The 17,361-nt window shown below is 43.1% G+C and carries 14 protein-coding genes; all 14 read left to right on the top strand.

Annotation, left to right across the window (positions count from 1 at the left end; genetic code table 11):
- Nucleotides 1-201: 201 nt before the first annotated feature.
- Nucleotides 202-1,083 (top strand): ROK family protein, encoded by an 882-nt coding sequence (locus tag UN64_RS04770; RefSeq protein ID WP_077360205.1) that lies wholly within the window; start codon nucleotides 202-204, stop codon nucleotides 1,081-1,083.
- A gap of 303 nt (nucleotides 1,084-1,386) precedes the next feature.
- Nucleotides 1,387-2,214 carry a sugar phosphate isomerase/epimerase family protein gene (locus UN64_RS04765; RefSeq protein ID WP_077360203.1) on the top strand — a complete coding sequence of 276 codons (828 nt, stop codon included), beginning with the start codon at nucleotides 1,387-1,389 and terminating at the stop codon, nucleotides 2,212-2,214.
- A gap of 6 nt (nucleotides 2,215-2,220) precedes the next feature.
- The gene (locus UN64_RS21120) at nucleotides 2,221-2,496 is read left to right on the top strand and encodes a Gfo/Idh/MocA family protein (protein WP_216352788.1); all 276 of its coding nucleotides are present in this window, start codon (nucleotides 2,221-2,223) and stop codon (nucleotides 2,494-2,496) included.
- Nucleotides 2,497-2,540: 44 nt separating this feature from the next.
- Entirely contained in the window at nucleotides 2,541-3,269 is a 729-nt protein-coding gene (locus tag UN64_RS04760) for a Gfo/Idh/MocA family protein (protein ID WP_216352787.1), read from the top strand.
- A gap of 16 nt (nucleotides 3,270-3,285) precedes the next feature.
- Nucleotides 3,286-4,038, top strand: a complete 753-nt coding sequence (locus tag UN64_RS04755; RefSeq protein WP_077360201.1) for a sugar phosphate isomerase/epimerase family protein — start codon at nucleotides 3,286-3,288, stop codon at nucleotides 4,036-4,038.
- A gap of 75 nt (nucleotides 4,039-4,113) precedes the next feature.
- Nucleotides 4,114-5,190 (top strand): Gfo/Idh/MocA family protein, encoded by a 1,077-nt coding sequence (locus UN64_RS04750; RefSeq protein WP_077360199.1) that lies wholly within the window; start codon nucleotides 4,114-4,116, stop codon nucleotides 5,188-5,190.
- Between the two features lie 248 nt (nucleotides 5,191-5,438).
- Nucleotides 5,439-6,425, top strand: a complete 987-nt coding sequence (locus UN64_RS04745) for a glycoside hydrolase family protein (RefSeq protein ID WP_077360197.1) — start codon at nucleotides 5,439-5,441, stop codon at nucleotides 6,423-6,425.
- A gap of 21 nt (nucleotides 6,426-6,446) precedes the next feature.
- Entirely contained in the window at nucleotides 6,447-7,613 is a 1,167-nt protein-coding gene (locus UN64_RS04740) for an ROK family transcriptional regulator (protein ID WP_077360195.1), read from the top strand.
- 4 nt (nucleotides 7,614-7,617) lie between these two features.
- Nucleotides 7,618-8,520: a sugar phosphate isomerase/epimerase family protein gene (locus UN64_RS04735; protein ID WP_077360193.1), complete on the top strand. Its 903-nt coding sequence runs from the start codon at nucleotides 7,618-7,620 to the stop codon at nucleotides 8,518-8,520.
- A 206-nt stretch (nucleotides 8,521-8,726) separates the two neighbouring features.
- A complete protein-coding gene (locus UN64_RS04730) occupies nucleotides 8,727-9,701 on the top strand; it encodes a LacI family DNA-binding transcriptional regulator (RefSeq protein ID WP_077360191.1) in 975 nt (324 codons plus the stop codon).
- Between the two features lie 8 nt (nucleotides 9,702-9,709).
- A complete protein-coding gene (locus UN64_RS04725; protein ID WP_077360189.1) occupies nucleotides 9,710-12,091 on the top strand; it encodes a beta-galactosidase in 2,382 nt (793 codons plus the stop codon).
- A gap of 25 nt (nucleotides 12,092-12,116) precedes the next feature.
- Complete coding sequence (locus tag UN64_RS04720) at nucleotides 12,117-13,481, top strand: ABC transporter substrate-binding protein (protein ID WP_077360187.1); 1,365 nt, start codon at nucleotides 12,117-12,119, stop codon at nucleotides 13,479-13,481.
- A 31-nt stretch (nucleotides 13,482-13,512) separates the two neighbouring features.
- Nucleotides 13,513-16,473: an extracellular solute-binding protein gene (locus tag UN64_RS04715; RefSeq protein ID WP_077360185.1), complete on the top strand. Its 2,961-nt coding sequence runs from the start codon at nucleotides 13,513-13,515 to the stop codon at nucleotides 16,471-16,473.
- The gene (locus tag UN64_RS04710; RefSeq protein WP_139343014.1) at nucleotides 16,454-17,350 is read left to right on the top strand and encodes a carbohydrate ABC transporter permease; all 897 of its coding nucleotides are present in this window, start codon (nucleotides 16,454-16,456) and stop codon (nucleotides 17,348-17,350) included. Before UN64_RS04715 ends, UN64_RS04710 begins: the two co-directional genes overlap by 20 nt.
- Nucleotides 17,351-17,361 lie beyond the last annotated feature (11 nt).

Raw genomic sequence — 17,361 nt, 5'->3', positions numbered from 1 at the left:
TGTGGCCAAAACATCAGGTTTTGGCTACTTTTTATTATGGAAATAATGGGTAAGAGGTTTAGTTGAGCGAAAACAGGGGCAGTTTGAGCGAACGTGTAACAAAATAAAACAACACGTACCGTAAAACACCTAAGCGCAGTTCACATAAACTCGCCACACCCGTTTCATGTTAAAATCAAGCTAACGAAAGGAGCGGTCAACATGATTTTAGGTGCAATTGAAGCAGGCGGTACAAAATTTGTATGCGGAATCGGTAACGAAAACGGAGATATCATAGAGAAGATCAGCTTTCCAACGACAACACCGGAAGAAACGCTAAAACTCGTAACAGATTATTTCAAGGACAAGCAGATTGAAACGCTTGGCGTGGGCTCATTTGGACCGATCGATCTGAACACGGAAAGCTCCACGTACGGATTCATCACGAGCACACCGAAAAAACATTGGAAAAACGTGAACTTGCTGGGCGAACTTAAAAAACATATCGATGTGCCAATGGCTTTCGATACTGATGTAAACGCAGCAGCGCTCGGTGAACTGGAATGGGGAGCGGCAAAAGGGCTCGATAGCTGCATCTATATGACAGTTGGAACGGGGATCGGAGTCGGAGCCGTCACGGAAGGGAAACTCATCCACGGCATGCTTCATCCAGAGATGGGACACATTCTCGTCAAACGGCATGAAGACGACACTTACAAAGGGAATTGCCCGTTTCACGGCGCTTGCCTAGAAGGATTAGCTTCAGGACCAGCTATCGAAAACCGCTGGGGACAAAAAGGTGTGGTACTATCAGCGAACCCTCAAGTCTGGGAACTCGAAGCTTATTATTTGGCACAAGCACTCGTTAACTATATCTTAGTGCTGTCACCAAAAAAGCTCATACTCGGCGGTGGTGTGATGCAGCAAAAACAGCTATTTCCAATCATCATTGAAAATGTGATAAATCTGCTGAACGGCTATATTCAGCATGAGAACCTTTTAGTAAATATGGATGATTATATCGTTCCGCCTGAACTCGGAGATAATGCGGGATTGTGCGGAGCATTGGCATTGGCAAAAAATATGATAACGAAACGGAGCTGATTCCAATAAGGATCAGCTTTTTGTTTGATCAAGCAGATGAAAACACCTCCTTTTACCTATAAATCTTTGGTTGTTATCCTTTTTCAATAAAACTATAATGATAAATAATTAATTAAATTAATCAAACACTCTTAAAATTCAGGACGTATTCATGTCAATTTTCGAAACGTTTCACCAATCTTCTACAAAAGAAAATAGAGGAATACTCAACATGTTAATTCATCAATGATGAAAGAATTATAATTGCCGGTCACAGCGGGAGAGACCTGCAGAATCATCCAGCTATAGAAAGGAACGGTTCACATGATGAAATTAACAGGTTTTGGAGACGAAATTTCCCCTGATCTTACGGAACAACTGAATGTTTTAGAATCTGCAGGCATTAACTATTTAGATTTTCGAAGTGTATGGGGGAAAAGCGTGGTCGAGCTAAACGAACACGAGATTACAATTATAAAAGAAGAGCTCGATAAACGTAAATTTCGGGTTTCATCTATTGCGTCGCCTATTGGTAAGACGGGCATTCTTGAAGATTTTTCATCTCAGTTAAACGACTTGGATAAAGTGATCACGCTTGCGAAGACTTTTGACACCGCTTACATTAGAGTTTTTTCATATTTCATTCCACAAGGCCAAAATCCCTACACATACAGAGAGGTAGTCATCAACAAAACAAAAGCCTTGGTAAAAATAGCAGAAGCAAAAAACGTGATTCTGCTTCATGAGAATGAAAAAGGCATATACGGTGATATTCCACAACGATGCTTAGATCTGCTCACAGAGGTTGATTCTCCAAACTACCGGGCTATCTTTGACATCGCCAACTTTGTGCAATGTGGAGTGATGCCCTTTACAAAAGCTTATCCACTTATAAAACCATATCTCGAGTATGTGCATGTTAAGGATGCGCGTTTTTCCGATTCAAAAGTAGTACCGCCGGGCTTTGGAGATGGCGAGGTGGAAGAACTGCTGACTCAGCTAATGGAAGATGAATATAACGGATTTTTATCCATCGAGCATCATCTAGGTCCAGATGGCGAATTTGAAGGATACAGCAATTCAAAGCTTTTTCAAGAAGCTGCACGAGCGTTGAACAGTGTCTTATCAAACATTAAACCAAAAGGAGGATGAAGCAAGATGAATACAGAGTTTCGATTCGGAATTATTGGCTGCGGTGTGATCAGCCGTACGCACGCTGATGAGATCGGTAAAATCCAAGGGGCATCGTTAGTAGCCGTGGCCGATGTGGCAGAAGATTGTGCAAAGAATATGGCCGAAGCTTACGGGGTAGATTGGTATTCCGATTATCTTGAGCTGCTGAAGCGTGAAGACATTGATATCGTAAACATCCTGACGCCAAGTGGTTTGAGGGCAGAAATTGCGATTGAAGCCGCCCGGTATGGAAGCATGTAATCGCAGAAAAACCGATTGATGTAACGTTTGAAAAAGCCACCGACATGATTCAAGCCTGCAGGGAAGCAGGGGTTAAGCTGGCCGTGATCTCCCAGCACCGGTTTGATACGTCAACGGTGGAAGTAAAGAAAGTGATTGAAGAAGGAAAGATGGGACATGTCGTTCTTGGCGAGTGTGCGGTGAACTGGTACCGGACCCAAGATTATTATGATAGTGGAGCTTGGCGGGGAACGTGGGCCATGGATGGAGGCGGGGCACTGATGAACCAGTCCATCCATACGATCGATCTGCTTCAATATTTGGTTGGCCCGGTCGAAAGTGTTTTTGCCCATACGGCAACACTCGCCCATGAGAGAATCGAAGTGGAAGATGTTGCGGTTGCAACCGTAAAATTTAAAAACGGTGCACTCGGAACGATCGTCGGAACAACAAGTGCGTATCCGGGTCTCTCCTCAAGGCTTGAGGTATTTGGGACGGCTGGTTCTGCGGTTATCGAACATGATAAACTCACGCATTTATACTTGAAATCTGATGAACTGTCCTCCAATTTAGCAGCAAAGAATTTAGATACGCCAGATCCCACAACGGTTTTTGGCTATGCCCATGGTATGCAGATCGAAGACATGATGAATGCAATCCTGGAAGATAGAGAGCCTTTAGTTAACGGTGAAGAAGGATTGAAGCCGCTCGAAATCATATTGGCGATCTATGAATCTGCTAGGACTGGAAAAGAAGTCACATTGCCATTAAAAACGGTGAAAACAGCCCAATAAAAAGGAGAGTGTAAGAATGATAGAAAAGTTTGCCGTACAGCTCTATACACTGCGTCATGAAGTGGAACAAGATCTCTTTAGCGTCCTTAAAGACCTTAAGGACATGGGGTGGAGCGGCGTTCAAATATCCGCGTTACCTCCTAAATATGACCCTTCTGAAGTCGCACACACGCTAAAAGAATTAAATCTAAAAGCAGCCGGCATGCACGTACCGATCCACCGGATGGAAAATGATATGGAGAATGTTTTAAACGAAACAAACCTTTACGAGACAAAAGATATCGTTTGTCCTTATTTAACGGAAGATCTCAGAACCGCTGAAGGGTATCTGCATGTTAAACAGTTGCTTAACTCGATAGCCGAAACGTATCCGGATCTTCGAGTGAGCTATCATAATCATGATTTTGAGTTCCATACGATGATCAACGGACAATCAGCGCTAGAGTTTTTACTAGATCCAACAGAAAAAAATAAAGTGCTGGCAGAGATTGATGTGTATTGGATCAAAAAGGCTGGAAGAGATCCGCTGCAATTTATTCAAACTTATCAGAATCGCATGCCTATCATCCACTTAAAAGACATGACCAATGATGAAGAAGAGACATACGCTGCACTCGGTATAGGGAGTATCGACGTAAAGCCGATCATCGAATGGGGAGAAAAATCGGGAATCGAATGGTATGTAGTGGAACAAGATGAATGTCCGGGAGATCCGTTCGATAGTTTACAAATAAGTTACAACTATATTCAGAGGTTGATAGGCTCATAAGCAGGTGGTATTATCAATATAAAATTAATAAATTTAATGAATTAATTAATTATCTTTTTTAGGAGGTGCACAAAAATGAGCTTACGAATCGGAATTGTTGGAACGGGAAGAACGATCGGTGTGGCGAGTGATCATCTGCACGGCATCCAATCAAATCCCGAATGGATACTCTCAGCTGTTTACGATATTGTCCCTGACAACGCCAAACAATGGATCCAGTTGCACAATCTTGCGTCAACATTGATCTGTTCAAGCCTTGAAGAACTATTAGATAAGGTAGATGCTGTTGTAATCTGTACAGATAACTTATCTCACGGAACGATCGCAAGAGAAGCATTCAAAAGAAAGTTGCCTGTTCTATGTGAGAAGCCTCTTTCAGTCGATTTTCACGAATCAAAAAAACTGGCTGAAGAAGCAACTGCGGCGGGTGTCGTCAATTACATGGGCATGCAATACCGGTACCATCCTTACGCTCAGCTGATTAAAGAGATCATTTCATCAGGTGAACTTGGAGACATCTTTTCATACCGTCATAAGCTTGGCGGGGGGAGAATCGGAAACCCGAACGTTGGTCTCGAATGGCGGATGAAAAAAGAAACATCTGGAGCGGGAGCAGTCGCCGATTTTGGCATACATCAGGTGGATCTCATTCATTTTTTCCTGCATGAAACGTGCGGAGAAATTACAAGCGTACAGGCTGAACTTGCAACAATTATTCAAGCGCGTCAGTCAGATGGTTCATCAAGAGCACCTGTTACAAACGATGATCTAGCCGTTGTCATCGCACGCTTAGAAAACGGAGCGATGATTACACTGAACAACTCCAGGCTTCTGCCGCAAGATGGCGATGGTCTTGAGATTGTGGGGACAAAGGCTGCCATTTCAATGGATCAGCATGGCCGGCTCTTCTTAAGAAAAAGAAATGCTGACGGTTCATGGTCAGGTGAACGGGAAGAGCTCGAGATCGAAGAGAGACATAAGTTCCCTGGACTTGCTCGCGGCAAACAATATAAAGAGTTTTATGAGGCGGTAAAAAACAACCAACCACATGAATTATCGTTTGCGTATGCAGCTCAAGCGGCTAGAGTGATCGATGCTGCTGTATTATCCAGCCAAGATGGAAGAAGAGTCTCTGTTTCAGAGGTCGAATAAAAAGGCTGTTTGTGTAAACTTTGTTGCTCTGTAGGTAATTTGAGCGAAAAAGGGATATTTTGAGCGAAACTAAAGGTAATTTGAGCGTAGCGGGAAGATTTTGAGCGTAACTCGGCGTTTTTGAGCGAAACCTCAATGAGTCTGAGCGAACGTGTAATAAATATAAGAACACGTACCGTAAAACTTCATCAACAAAGGCAGTTAAAAAAGATCTAGAAAAAAACCAATAATTAAAGGAGGATTCTATTATGGAACAAACAAAAACACAGAACACAATCGTAAATCTCGCACCGCTATTCAACCCGGAAGAAGGAAGAACAGTCATCTCGCCGATTGGAAACGAAACAGGGTATTGGGCAGGCGCGCCGACTGTTTTATATGATGAAAAAGATGAGACGTTTTATTTGTATTACCGTCTCCGCAACCCTCGCGGACACGGTGAGGATGAGCGCGGTTTTGAAGTCCGGATCGCGAGCAGCAAAGACGGTGAGAACTTTACAGACGTTTGGAGTGTCCATAAACGTGAACTAAACTCCAGCTCCATTGAACGCTCTTCGCTTGTAAAAGTTAGCGATCAACTGTACCGTCTTTACATCAGTTATGTCGATCCTGCTGATAACCGCTGGCGTATCGATGTCGTCGAAGCGGAGACACCTTCATCATTCCAAGTTGAAAACCGCAAAAAGGTTTTGACTGCAAGCGATCGTTCTAATGTTGAAGGGGTAAAAGACCCTTATATCGTGAAACATGAAAACAAGTATTACATGTATTTTGTGTATGCAAAAGGACTGGATTCAGCTGAAAAAGAAGAGATGCACCAAACAGGCGATGTCCACAATACAGGCCTGGCTGTCGCGCCAACAGCTCTAGCAATAAGTGAGGACGGACTGCATTTTGATTGGGTAGATACAGTGCTCCCGGTATGTGATGCAGGATGGGATCGATATCAATCACGTTTAACTACAATCATTCCAACACAACACGGTTACACAGTCATATGGGATGGAAGTGTCGGGGTAGAACAGAATTATGAAGAAAAAATGGCATTGGCTGTTTCGTTCGATCTGCGAACATTCGCCAAATTAAACGTGGATGGTCCAGCACTCGAAACCGCATCAGGAAAAGCCGTTCGTTACGTGGATGCGATCATACATGAAGATTCCATATGGTACTATTATGAATATACAAGGGAAGACGGTGCGCATGAACTGCGTCTATGCAAAGTGAAAATCTAGTATTTTAAGGAGTCAGGAAGTATGTCATTCATCGGTCAAAATACGTTACGAACAAAACAGTTAAACCGCTCACTCGTACTGCAATCTATTCTTAGACTAAAAAAGCCAACACGTCAGGAGATCGCGGCTTTTACTAAGCTGACACCAGCAACCATCACGAACATTATTGGTGAATTGATGGCTGAGAAACTTGTTGTCGAGACAGGCAGTATGGAAGGCGGGGAAAAGAGAGCGGGGCGCAAAACCATCGTCCTTGATTTAAATGAAGCGTCCAAGCGTATTGCGGGTGTTCATATCCGCAGTGACCGTGTTGAATTAGGAATCATGACATTAAAGGGGAAAGTGCTGCAGTTTCATCATTTTCCTCTTCCTGATAAAATCGATCAAAATGATTTTTTAGCTATATTAATAAAAGAACTCGAGAGCTTTCTGGCGACATCAAAAGTTCCCGTATCCTGTATCGGAATAGGATCAGTTGGACTTGTTGATTTCGATAATGGACGGATCCTAGAAGCAGAACATATGGGGTGGGAGAACGTTGAGCTTGTATCTGCTGTTTCTTCCCGCTTCCATATTCCTGTTTATCTGGATCATCACGTTCGAGGGATGGCACTTGCTGAAAAGCTATTCGGGTCATGCAAGAATGAAACGGACTTCCTTTGTGTTTATCTTGGACAAGGAATCGGTTCAGGGATGTATTTAAGAGACCAATTGTTTCGAAGTGACTTAACAGGAGCTGGCGAGATGGGGCATATGATCTACCAGCCAGAAGGCATTCCTTGTTGGTGCGGAAGCCGCGGCTGCTTGGAGAGATATGCCTCTGAAGCCGCGATTTCAAAAGAATTTCAGGTAAGTTCTATCGATGATTTTATAGCGGGATGCAAGCATGGCGACGAGAAAATGTGTAAAGGTGCAAGAGATGCAGGGAAACAGATCGCATCTGTTCTTACTTCTATCATCAATATGCTGCATGTTAATAAGATCATGCTAGGGGGCAAACTTGCTGATTCAGAACTACCCTTGATCTCTGAAATACGAAAAGAGGTCCGCCAGCTATCTTTTCTTGATAAAAAAAGACGCGTTGAGATCGAGGCTTCGACTATGGGAGAACAGGTCGGCGTGATTGGTGCTGCTAGTCTAGCATTGCTTTATGCCGTATTCAATACGAATTTAAACGAAAAAAGGTGAGGATATGAAGCTTGGTTTTTTAACGAATTCGTTGGTTCATCATGGGATGGACAACATGGAAGAACTAGTGAATTGGTCGGTTCAGCATAAGTTTCAGGCTTTGGAAATAGGACCGAATGTACCCTTTCATTCCCTAGAAAAAGTGGTATCAGAAAGAAAGATAGAAGTAGCTGCATTAACGTATTGCAGAAATTTTTTAAGTGAAGATGAAGAACTTGCAACTCTGCATAAAAATGAGCTCTTTAACCGGGTAAGGATGGCTGGGGAACTTGGTATTCCAGTCGTGGTAACTTCTACTGGGATATCAGCCAGTGCAAAAGGTGATCATTATGATGGCTATGATGCGATCCGTTCAAAACCTGAATACAGTTTGGAGAATGTCGTTTCATTGTTTCATGATGTAATCGAACTTGCGGAAGAAATGAACGTTAAGATTGCCTTTGAGAACTGTCCCCTCATGGGAAATATCGCTATATCACCAGAACTGTGGGGGAAACTTTTTGAAAGGCTCGATTCACCGAATGCAGGGTTAGCTTATGATCCCTCCCATTTAATCTGGCAGTTTATTGACCCGTATCTTCCGATTAAAGAATTCGGAAACAAAATCTTTCATGTTCATGCAAAAGATACGGAAATCAATCATGAACAACTAAAGAGGGTCGGTACGTTATCGGATTTCAGCTGGTGGAGATACCGTTTACCGGGCTTGGGAGACCTAAACTGGACGAAATTCATCTCTGAACTGACTGAGGCTGGATACAATGGAGTGATTAGTGTAGAACATGAAGATCCTGTTTGGGGTGGGGATTTGTCCAGAACAAAACAAGGACTAGTCATCTCAAAACAATATCTTGAAAAAATTCCTGGATTGGTTACTGATCCTCTTGTAAAGATGATAAAAGAGTAGACAAATTATCTTAAAATATTTCAAAATATTCAAAAAGTACTATTGTAAACGGTTTCAAGTTCAATTATAATAATTTCATTGAAACGTTTCAATATAATGTAAAGCCTTATATTTTTTTGCACTTCGGTGAAACGTTTCGATAACTTGTTTCCGATCTTTTTTTACAGAAAAATTGAAACGTTTCAACCAGGTGAGGAGGGTGGTAGTTGGTCACATTAAAAGATGTTGCGAAACGGGCAGGCGTCAGTGTTTCAACAGCATCTTACTCCATCAATGGAAGCTCCTTAATCACAAAAGAAACAAAACAAAAGGTTCTTCTTGCCGCAAAAGAGATCGGCTATCGTACGAACGGTCCTGCCAAAAATCTCAAAGAGAAAAAAACGAATATTATAGGCTTATTTCTCAGTGGATTCACGGGTCCGTTTTTCACGGACATGATGGAAGGCATTCAAGATGTGGTTATTCAAAACGGCTATGAGTTAATGGTTTATGCTTCGGATGACAAGCATCGGCTGCTTGTGGAACGTTATGTGGATGGGGCGATTATCCTTAACTATCATATGGAAGATTCGTTTTTAGAATCCATTGCCGACGAAAAGCTGCCGTGTATTGTGCTGGACAGAGAAATGGAAACGCCATTTATTAACCAAGTCCTTCTTCCTAATGAACGAGGATCGGCTATGGCGGTTCACTACCTTTTAGAAAAAGGGCATAAAAGAATTGGCTACATGGCAGGTTCCACTGAATCCTACGATGGCGAGATGCGTTTGAAAGGTTTTAAAAAGGAGATGCAAAAACACAACCATTCATTCTCTGAAAAAGATCTTCTGCGAGCGGATTTTACCGAATCCAGCGGCTATCTAGCAATGTTCCAATACATAGAGAAACATACACAGAACGTTCCCACGGCTTTTATTTGTGCAAACGATGAAATGGCCATGGGGGCAATCAGAGCTATAAAAGAAAAGAATCTTAAAGTGCCAGATGACATCGCCATTATCGGTTTTGATGATATTTATGTATCTCAGCATTTCAGTCCTTCGATCACGACGATAAAAGTTCCGAGAAAACAGTGGGGAATCATCGCCGCACATTCATTGTTTAAAATGATGGATTCAAAGTATAAAGTTGAAACAGACGGAGCCGTATCGATCGAATTAATGAGCCGGACTTCGGGGTGAGGTGAAATATGATTCAGATAAAAAATGAGAAAGTAATCGTAAACGGAAAAGAAGTCATGCTGTTCGGTGGAGAGCTTCACTACTTCCGTGTACCTTCAAGCGAATGGAAAACCCGCATCCGCCAGGTTAAAGAAGCCGGAGCAAACATGGTCAGTACCTATGTTCCTTGGATCTTTCATGAATATGAAGAGGGTTCGATTGATCTAACAGGGGAAACGCGTCCGGAAAGAGATCTAGAAACGTTTCTCCAACTGGTAAAAGAAGAAGGGATGTACTGTCTTGTTCGGCCAGGCCCATACGTAATGGCGGAAATCGTGGACCATGGCGTCCCAACGTGGTTCATCGATAACTACCCAGAAGCGGTCGCGAAAACAAACGAAGGAAATCAACATCCAACACGAGTTGTCAGCTACAGCCATCCGGTGTTTCTTGAAAAAGTGGAGAGCTGGTATGAAAAAGTATGCGCCGTTATCAAACCGTTTCTAGTTACGAACGGCGGATCTGTCATTCTTTTTCAGCTTGATAATGAAGTAGGGATGTTCCATTGGGTAACCAATCAGCCTGACTATAACGAATCCACTTTAAAAGAATTCACAGAACATCTAAAAAATAAATACACGCAGCAAGAATTTGAACATACATTCCGTGTTCCCTACGGAGAGATCAGTAGTTTCGCGCAGTCCAAAATTAAAAAACCAGAGCCAATTTTTGCACATGCTCTACGGAATGAGTTCGGGTTATTCCTCCGTGAACATTATCGGCGATTCATCGAGTATTTAAAGCAATCTGCTGAGAATAAAGGGATCGATGTACCTTTTGTTGTGAACATCCATGGTTTCCATACGATCGACCTCACAAAACGAGGCACGATGTACCCGATTGGCATTTCACAGCTCTTAGAAACAGCGAAGATCGACAACGTCCTTATGGCTGGAGATTACTACATCGGCAATATTGAGTACGACAACTACACGGATATTGTACTCGCAAATGCGTTTACGAAGGCGATCCAATGGAAAGAACAGCCGCTATTCTCGGCTGAATTCCAGGGTGGAAGTATCCATGACAAACCTAGGCTGCAGCCGGCAACGTTCGATCTCACAACCCGGCTTTGCATAGCTGATGGCATGAACGGGGTTAACTATTACATGTTCGCCGCGGGTGAAAACTATGAAAATATCGGTTTGTTCGGTAAGCGTCATGATTGGCAAGCGCCTCTTACGGCAGAAGGTAAGAAGAGTCCGCATTACTTTACCATCCAGCATATCGGAAAGATGCTTCAAGTCTTTGAACGCTCATTGATCGAAACAAAGCCAGAAGTGGATACTCATTTTGCATTTTATCCGGATTACTACATGACGGAATTTCACGATGAACATACGAAGGGCATGACCGATCAAATTCAGCGTGAAAGAGATGCCTATCTGTATAACGGCATTGCTAAGGCGCTAAGGGTGAACAACATCATTTATGACGCTGTAAATCTATTAGATGATGAAGAGCTTGATCCTATAAAACTTCCAACGCTCTGGATGTTCGCGACCGAGTGGATGGATGAGGATATTCAGCGTAAGCTCATAAATTACTTGGAAAACGGCGGAAAGCTTATCTTGTTCCCGACCATACCGGTAAAAACAATGAAAAACGTACCATGTACGATTTTAAAAGATTACATTGGCGTTTCTGTAAAAGAGCATAAGCAACATGCTTTCGTTAAGATCGATGACACGGAAAATGTGATCACGAATAAGGTGGAAATCTATGAAACGGAAAGTGGAGCATTCGCTTGGACAGAAGATGACAAAGAAGTAGCAGCCTTCGAAAAGCAGCTAGGAAAAGGGACTCTCATCATGTTCGGGATTGGAATTGATCATAACTTCAACTATCAGAACGATCTTATCGTCCAATTGGCAGACCGAGCTGGTATTCAAAGCCGTTTCCAACTAGATAGTGAACTTGATCTAGCTATTCGAACGAATCCAGACCATGGAAGCTATCTTTTTATCCAAAACTTTGATGAATACAAGAAGAAAACGACTCTTCACTATAAAGAAAAGCCGCTTTTTGGCGGCAAGGAGTTAGTCGTTCCGCAAAGGACCGGCCTCATGCTGCCAATCGATGTTCCGTTAAGAGATGACTTGATCATTACGTATGGAACAGGTGAGATCTACAACATGGAGCACGAGCAAGACAAGCTAGAGATTTTCATCAAAATCGCACAGCCTGAAGAAGAATTCGTTTTAACTTCTTCTGAGTGGGTTCCGTCAGAAAATGAAAACGTTATCGTTCAAAAACTGGCAGAGAATCAATTCAAAGTTTTGATTCGTTCCCGAAACGAAACAGAAAATATTCTTTTTAGCCCTGTGGCAGTACAAGCTTCAAAACTATAAATCTATTAAATTGGAGGGTTTTTTTATGAAAAAGGTTTTCTCGCTAATCGCCATCTTGGCGCTTGTGTTCTCAATGGCTGCCTGCAGCTCAGATGAAAAGGCTAGCACCGATGAGAAAAAAGAAGATGTGACCATTTCTTATGCAAGCTGGTCACTTGGTACAGAAAAAGAACAAAACCTTGAGCGTCTTATGATTAAGGCATTCGAAAAGAAACATCCAAACATTAAGGTGAAGATCGATGAGTCGATCAGCACGACAGACTGGAACGGTACACTAGCGGCAGCAGCAAGTGCTGGCAAGATGCCTGATGTTTTTGCATTACCGCAAATTCCAGCATCATTATCAAATGACTGGCTGATGGATCTTACGAAAATGACGGAAAAAGACAAAGACTTTGCAAACATTCCGGAAGCAGTACGTGATTCGGCAACATACAACGAAAAAGTGTATGCGATTCCATTCGCTCAGCATTTCTTAGGCTATTTAGTAAACAAAGACTTGTTTAACGAAGCAAACCTGGATTATCCAGAGTTCGGTTTTTCAGTAGAAGAATATACAAAAGCGATTAAAGAAGTGACAAACATCTCTAAAGGTGTTGCTGGAACAAACCATGCGTTCTCCGTAGCAGACTGGTATCCTGCAGCAGTTAACCCTGACATGGGCTGGTACACATTGGCTGACGGACAATACTCATTAGATAGCAAAGAGTTTATTGCAGGTGCAAATCTTGCAAAAGAAATCATAACAAACAACTATGCATACGAGACTCTGCCTGATGATCAAAAAGCAAACTTTAAAGGTGAAAATCCAGAGGAAGTTTGGATGAACGGACAGGTTGCTGTGAAATGGGACGGTACATGGGGTATTCCGGCACTTATTGAAAAAGGACAGTTTGAATTTGACTATATCGGACTTCCTGGTGGCAGAACGGGCGTAACAAACGACTTTGTTGGGATTTCTAAAACAAGTAAACATGCAGAAGAAGCTTTCCTTTTCTCTAAGTGGATGTCATTTGGTAAAGAAGGTTTCATGAAGCGTATGGAAATTGCACAAAAAGAAGGAAAAGCGCTAAATACTCTTCCTGTTAACGCAGATCCTGAAATCTTAGATGAATACTTCGCGATTAACGAAGTACCTGGAATCAAAACAGCTTATGACAACTTAGATAATGCCGTTGTTGAGCCTGTAAAAACGGAACCGGGTTATGTGGATGCACGCTGGGAAGCACCAACTGGTGTGAAAGTGGGAGAAGAAGCAAATGCAAAGGTAGCCATGATCTTGGATAACGTGATCAGAGGCAACTTGAAGATTGAAGATTATGCGAAGCAGCTTGATCAATTAGCAGACCAAAAAAGCAAAGAAGCACAAGAGGCTTTAAAAGATAAATAAGAAGCCGGGATTTTAAGGGGAGGTTGATAGTATGAAGTTTAAAAGATTTCTTTGGTTAGGTTTAATACTGTGCTTCATCTTTCCACAACATTTTGTAACTGCTGAAACGAACAGTAATGATAAACCTGCCGAACAAGTCGTGGAGGAAAACTATCATACCGTCCTTGAAAACTGGAAGAAAGAAGGGAAGAAGGACGCTTCAACGTTTGAAGCGTCCGTATCTCCTTCAAACTTTCAAACAGCAGATGAAAAGAACTTACTGCCTGTTGAGAGAAGCAAAGGATACAACGATCGTGTTTTCTATTGGCATAACCAGGCATCCGTTTCATACGAGGTTGATGTAAAAGAAGCGGGACTATATGAACTATCTTTTGATTACTACCCGCTGAGCAACGAGGTTGTTCCAATAGAGGGCGCTATTCAAGTAAACGGTAAATATTCATTTTACGAGAGCAGAAGAATTGTATTTTCGGCTAACTGGAAGAACGCGAAACAAACATTCGAAAATGACCGGTTTGGAAATGACATGATTCCGAAGCAAAAACGAATCGAGGAGTGGAGCCGGATCAACGCAGAGGATGCGAGCCAGCTGCAAGCCGAGCCGTTAAAATTCGAGCTGCAAAAAGGAAAAAATAAGATTACGCTTACGAACTTATCGGGTGAAATGCTTCTTGGAAATGCGTACGTGACATCACCTGACAAACTGCTCAGCTATAAAGACTATTTAAAGAAACATAAGGATCAGAAGCTCGTTAAAGAAGCGCTGATCACACGGGAAGCGGAAAAGAACTACGAAAAAAACAGCTCGTATATACGGCCGTTTGCCGCAAATGATACATCTGCTGTTCCGAGCAGTCCGAAGAAACTTCTGCTGAACACGCTTGGCGGTGAATCTTGGACAAAGTCCGGGCAAACCGTTAACTGGAAAGTAAACGTGAAGAAAGATGGCTTTTACAAGCTGACCTTTAAAGTTCTACAGAATAAAGAAACGACTGGCGCTGTTTTTCGAAAACTTTTGATCGATGGAGAAATTCCTTTCGCTGAGGCAGCACCGATCACCTTTGATTTTAATAAAAACTGGTCGAATGTAACGCTCGAAGATAAAAAGGGGAAGGCCTTTTTATTTTACCTTTCCAAAGGTGAGCATGAAATCGGTTTAGAAGCCGATGCTTCTCCTGTTGAGTCCGTCCTTCATACGACGAACAACATCATGAGGGAGATGGAAGAGCTTACGCTTGAGATCAGAAAACTGACAGGCAATCAAACGGATACGGCCCGCGGCTGGAAGATCAGTGAATATATACCGGGTATCGATAAAAAGCTTTCCGGATGGGCGGATGAGCTTGAGCACGAATTGAAGTACTTACGCACATTGGACAAATCTGATGAAGATTCAAAAGACATGATCTCATTAAAGATGGCTGTTCAAAAGCTTAGGAGTTTAAGCAAGGAACCAGACGAGATTCCGAGCAGGCTGACGGAGCTTTCAGAAGGTTCATCTTCAGCCGCACAGCTGTTGGGGAATATGCTTGTGATGCTTCCGAAACAGCCGTTAACGGTCGACCGGTTTTATGTACACGGTGATCAAAAAGAAGTGCCTGATGCGGAAGCAGGCTTTTGGGAAAAACTATTCGATTCCATCCAGCGATTCTTCTTATCGTTCTTCTCGGAAAACTATTCTGCGAGTGAAGCAGAAGAGGATACGTTAGAGGTATGGGTAAATAGACCTCGTCAATACGTGGAGCTACTGCAAAACTTATCAGATCAAACTTTTACACCGGAGACCGGAATCAAAGTCAAATTCTCGATCATGCCTGAAGAGCAGAAGCTTATTTTAGCCAACGCTTCCAACAAGCAGCCGGATATCGCGCTCGGCATCAGTTCTTGGCTGCCATATGAACTTTCAATTCGCGGGGCAGCAGTTGACCTGCATCAGTTTGACGATTTCGAGGCGTTCAGTAAACAGTTCTCACCAGGTGCATTTTTACCGCTCATGATCGGTGATTCCGTCTATGCGATGCCAGAAACGCAAGATTTCTTCGTTCAGTTTTATAGAAAAGATATTATGCAGGCGCTAGGTCTGCCGGTTCCGGATACATGGGATGACGTGAAGGGCATCCTTCCAGAACTCCAGCGCTACGGGATGAACTATTATACCCACATCGCAGGTGCTACTGGTTTCAAACCGTTCCAGGCAACGGCTCCTTTCGTTTATCAGTTTGATGGTAATTTGTACGGAAAAAATGGCATGAAAACCGCGATCGGATCTGAAGAATCATTAAAAGGAATCCAATTTATGGCGGAATTGAATACGATCTACAGCTTGCCGCTGCAAGTGCCAAACTTTTATAACCATTTCCGTTACTCAACGCTTCCGATCGGAACGGCGAACTTTACAACGTACACTCAGCTGACGGCTGCTGCTCCTGAGATCGCGGGTTGGTGGGATATCTCTCCTCATCCTGGTGTGAAAAAGGAAGATGGTACAGTCGAACGATGGGCAACCGGTTCTGGACAGTCGGCGATGATCTTTAAAGGGACGAAGAGCAAGGAAGATTCTTGGGAGCTCTTAAAGTGGTGGCTGTCTACAGATACACAAACAGAGTTCGCGACAAACCTGCAGATGCTGTACGGACCAGAGTACATGTGGAACACGTCCAACCTTGAAGCGTTTAAGAACCTTCCTTGGCCGGAAGAGCATAAGAAAACGATTCTTAAACAATGGGAGTATTTATACGAAGTTCCGAAGAATCCAGGCTCCTACATGATCGAGCGTGAGCTTTCTAACATCTGGAACCGCATTGTATTCGACGGGGTCAACCCTAGGTCGGCAGTCGATGATTCAGTCGTTGCGATCGACAGGGAGATTAAAAGAAAAATGGAAGAGTTCGGGTATGTGAAAGATGGCAAGATGGTCAAGCCATATCCGATTCCTACGATCGAACAAGTGAAAAGTTGGGCAGGGGATGAGAATGAAAACAAAAACAACTAAACGAGACCACTCACATTGGATGTTCCTTGCACCTTACATTATCCTGTTTACAACATTCATCATCATACCTGTTGGGGCGGCTATATTATTGTCATTCACGTATTTTAACGCGATTGAAACCCCAACATTTATCGGGCTGAGCAACTACGTCGGTTTGATCACGCAAGATGAAGTGTTCATGCAGAAAGTCTTGCCAAACACGTTAACGTTTGCTCTGATCGTTGGGCCAGGCGGGTATATCTTATCGTTCATTCTCGCCTGGGCACTCGCTCAAGTACCTAAACGGATGCGGACAATCCTGGCACTCGTCATCTACTCACCTTCCATGACAGCAGGTGTTGCGATGGCCGTTGTTTGGACGATCATCTTTAGTGGAGATGAGACAGGTTATTTGAACAGCTTGCTTCTTACAATAGGTGTATTGCTTGAGCCGATCCAGTGGCTGCAGTCTCCTGAATATTTAATGAAGATCATGATCTTTGTAACGCTCTGGGGCAGTATGGGAGTGGGATTCCTCGCCATGCTGTCTGGTGTTCTCAACATCAATACCGAGATCTATGAAGCAGGTTACATTGATGGGATCAACAACCGTTTTCAGGAGATCATCTACATTACGATTCCTTCTATGAAGCCGCAGATGCTGTTCGGTGCCGTAATGGCAGTGGTCGGAACATTTCAGGCTGGGGCGATCGGTGTTGCCTTGTCGGGAGCGAACCCGACACCGCAATATGCTGGTCAGTTGATGGTCAACCACTTAGAGGACTATGGTTTTATCCGCTATGAAATGGGATATGCTGCTGCGATCTCCGTTGTTCTTCTTATTGTTGTATATGCGTTCTCAAAAGTAGCCTGGAGGCTGTTTGGAGAAAAGGACTAGACGTTAGGGAG

The organism is Fictibacillus arsenicus (assembly GCF_001999465.1).
GTDB classification, from domain to species: domain Bacteria; phylum Bacillota; class Bacilli; order Bacillales; family Fictibacillaceae; genus Fictibacillus; species Fictibacillus arsenicus.
This window is presented reverse-complemented; position numbering and strand designations above follow the sequence as displayed.

Excerpts from the sequence above, each read along its gene's own strand:
- UN64_RS04770 (WP_077360205.1), top strand. The coding sequence starts at position 202 with ATGATTTTAGGTGCAATTGAAGCAGGCGGTACAAAATTTGTATGCGGA.
- UN64_RS04765 (WP_077360203.1), top strand. The coding sequence starts at position 1,387 with ATGATGAAATTAACAGGTTTTGGAGACGAAATTTCCCCTGATCTTACG.
- UN64_RS21120 (WP_216352788.1), top strand. The coding sequence starts at position 2,221 with ATGAATACAGAGTTTCGATTCGGAATTATTGGCTGCGGTGTGATCAGC.
- UN64_RS04760 (WP_216352787.1), top strand. The coding sequence starts at position 2,541 with ATGATTCAAGCCTGCAGGGAAGCAGGGGTTAAGCTGGCCGTGATCTCC.
- UN64_RS04755 (WP_077360201.1), top strand. The coding sequence starts at position 3,286 with ATGATAGAAAAGTTTGCCGTACAGCTCTATACACTGCGTCATGAAGTG.
- UN64_RS04750 (WP_077360199.1), top strand. The coding sequence starts at position 4,114 with ATGAGCTTACGAATCGGAATTGTTGGAACGGGAAGAACGATCGGTGTG.
- UN64_RS04745 (WP_077360197.1), top strand. The coding sequence starts at position 5,439 with ATGGAACAAACAAAAACACAGAACACAATCGTAAATCTCGCACCGCTA.
- UN64_RS04740 (WP_077360195.1), top strand. The coding sequence starts at position 6,447 with ATGTCATTCATCGGTCAAAATACGTTACGAACAAAACAGTTAAACCGC.
- UN64_RS04735 (WP_077360193.1), top strand. The coding sequence starts at position 7,618 with ATGAAGCTTGGTTTTTTAACGAATTCGTTGGTTCATCATGGGATGGAC.
- UN64_RS04725 (WP_077360189.1), top strand. The coding sequence starts at position 9,710 with ATGATTCAGATAAAAAATGAGAAAGTAATCGTAAACGGAAAAGAAGTC.
- UN64_RS04720 (WP_077360187.1), top strand. The coding sequence starts at position 12,117 with ATGAAAAAGGTTTTCTCGCTAATCGCCATCTTGGCGCTTGTGTTCTCA.
- UN64_RS04715 (WP_077360185.1), top strand. The coding sequence starts at position 13,513 with ATGAAGTTTAAAAGATTTCTTTGGTTAGGTTTAATACTGTGCTTCATC.
- UN64_RS04710 (WP_139343014.1), top strand. The coding sequence starts at position 16,454 with ATGAAAACAAAAACAACTAAACGAGACCACTCACATTGGATGTTCCTT.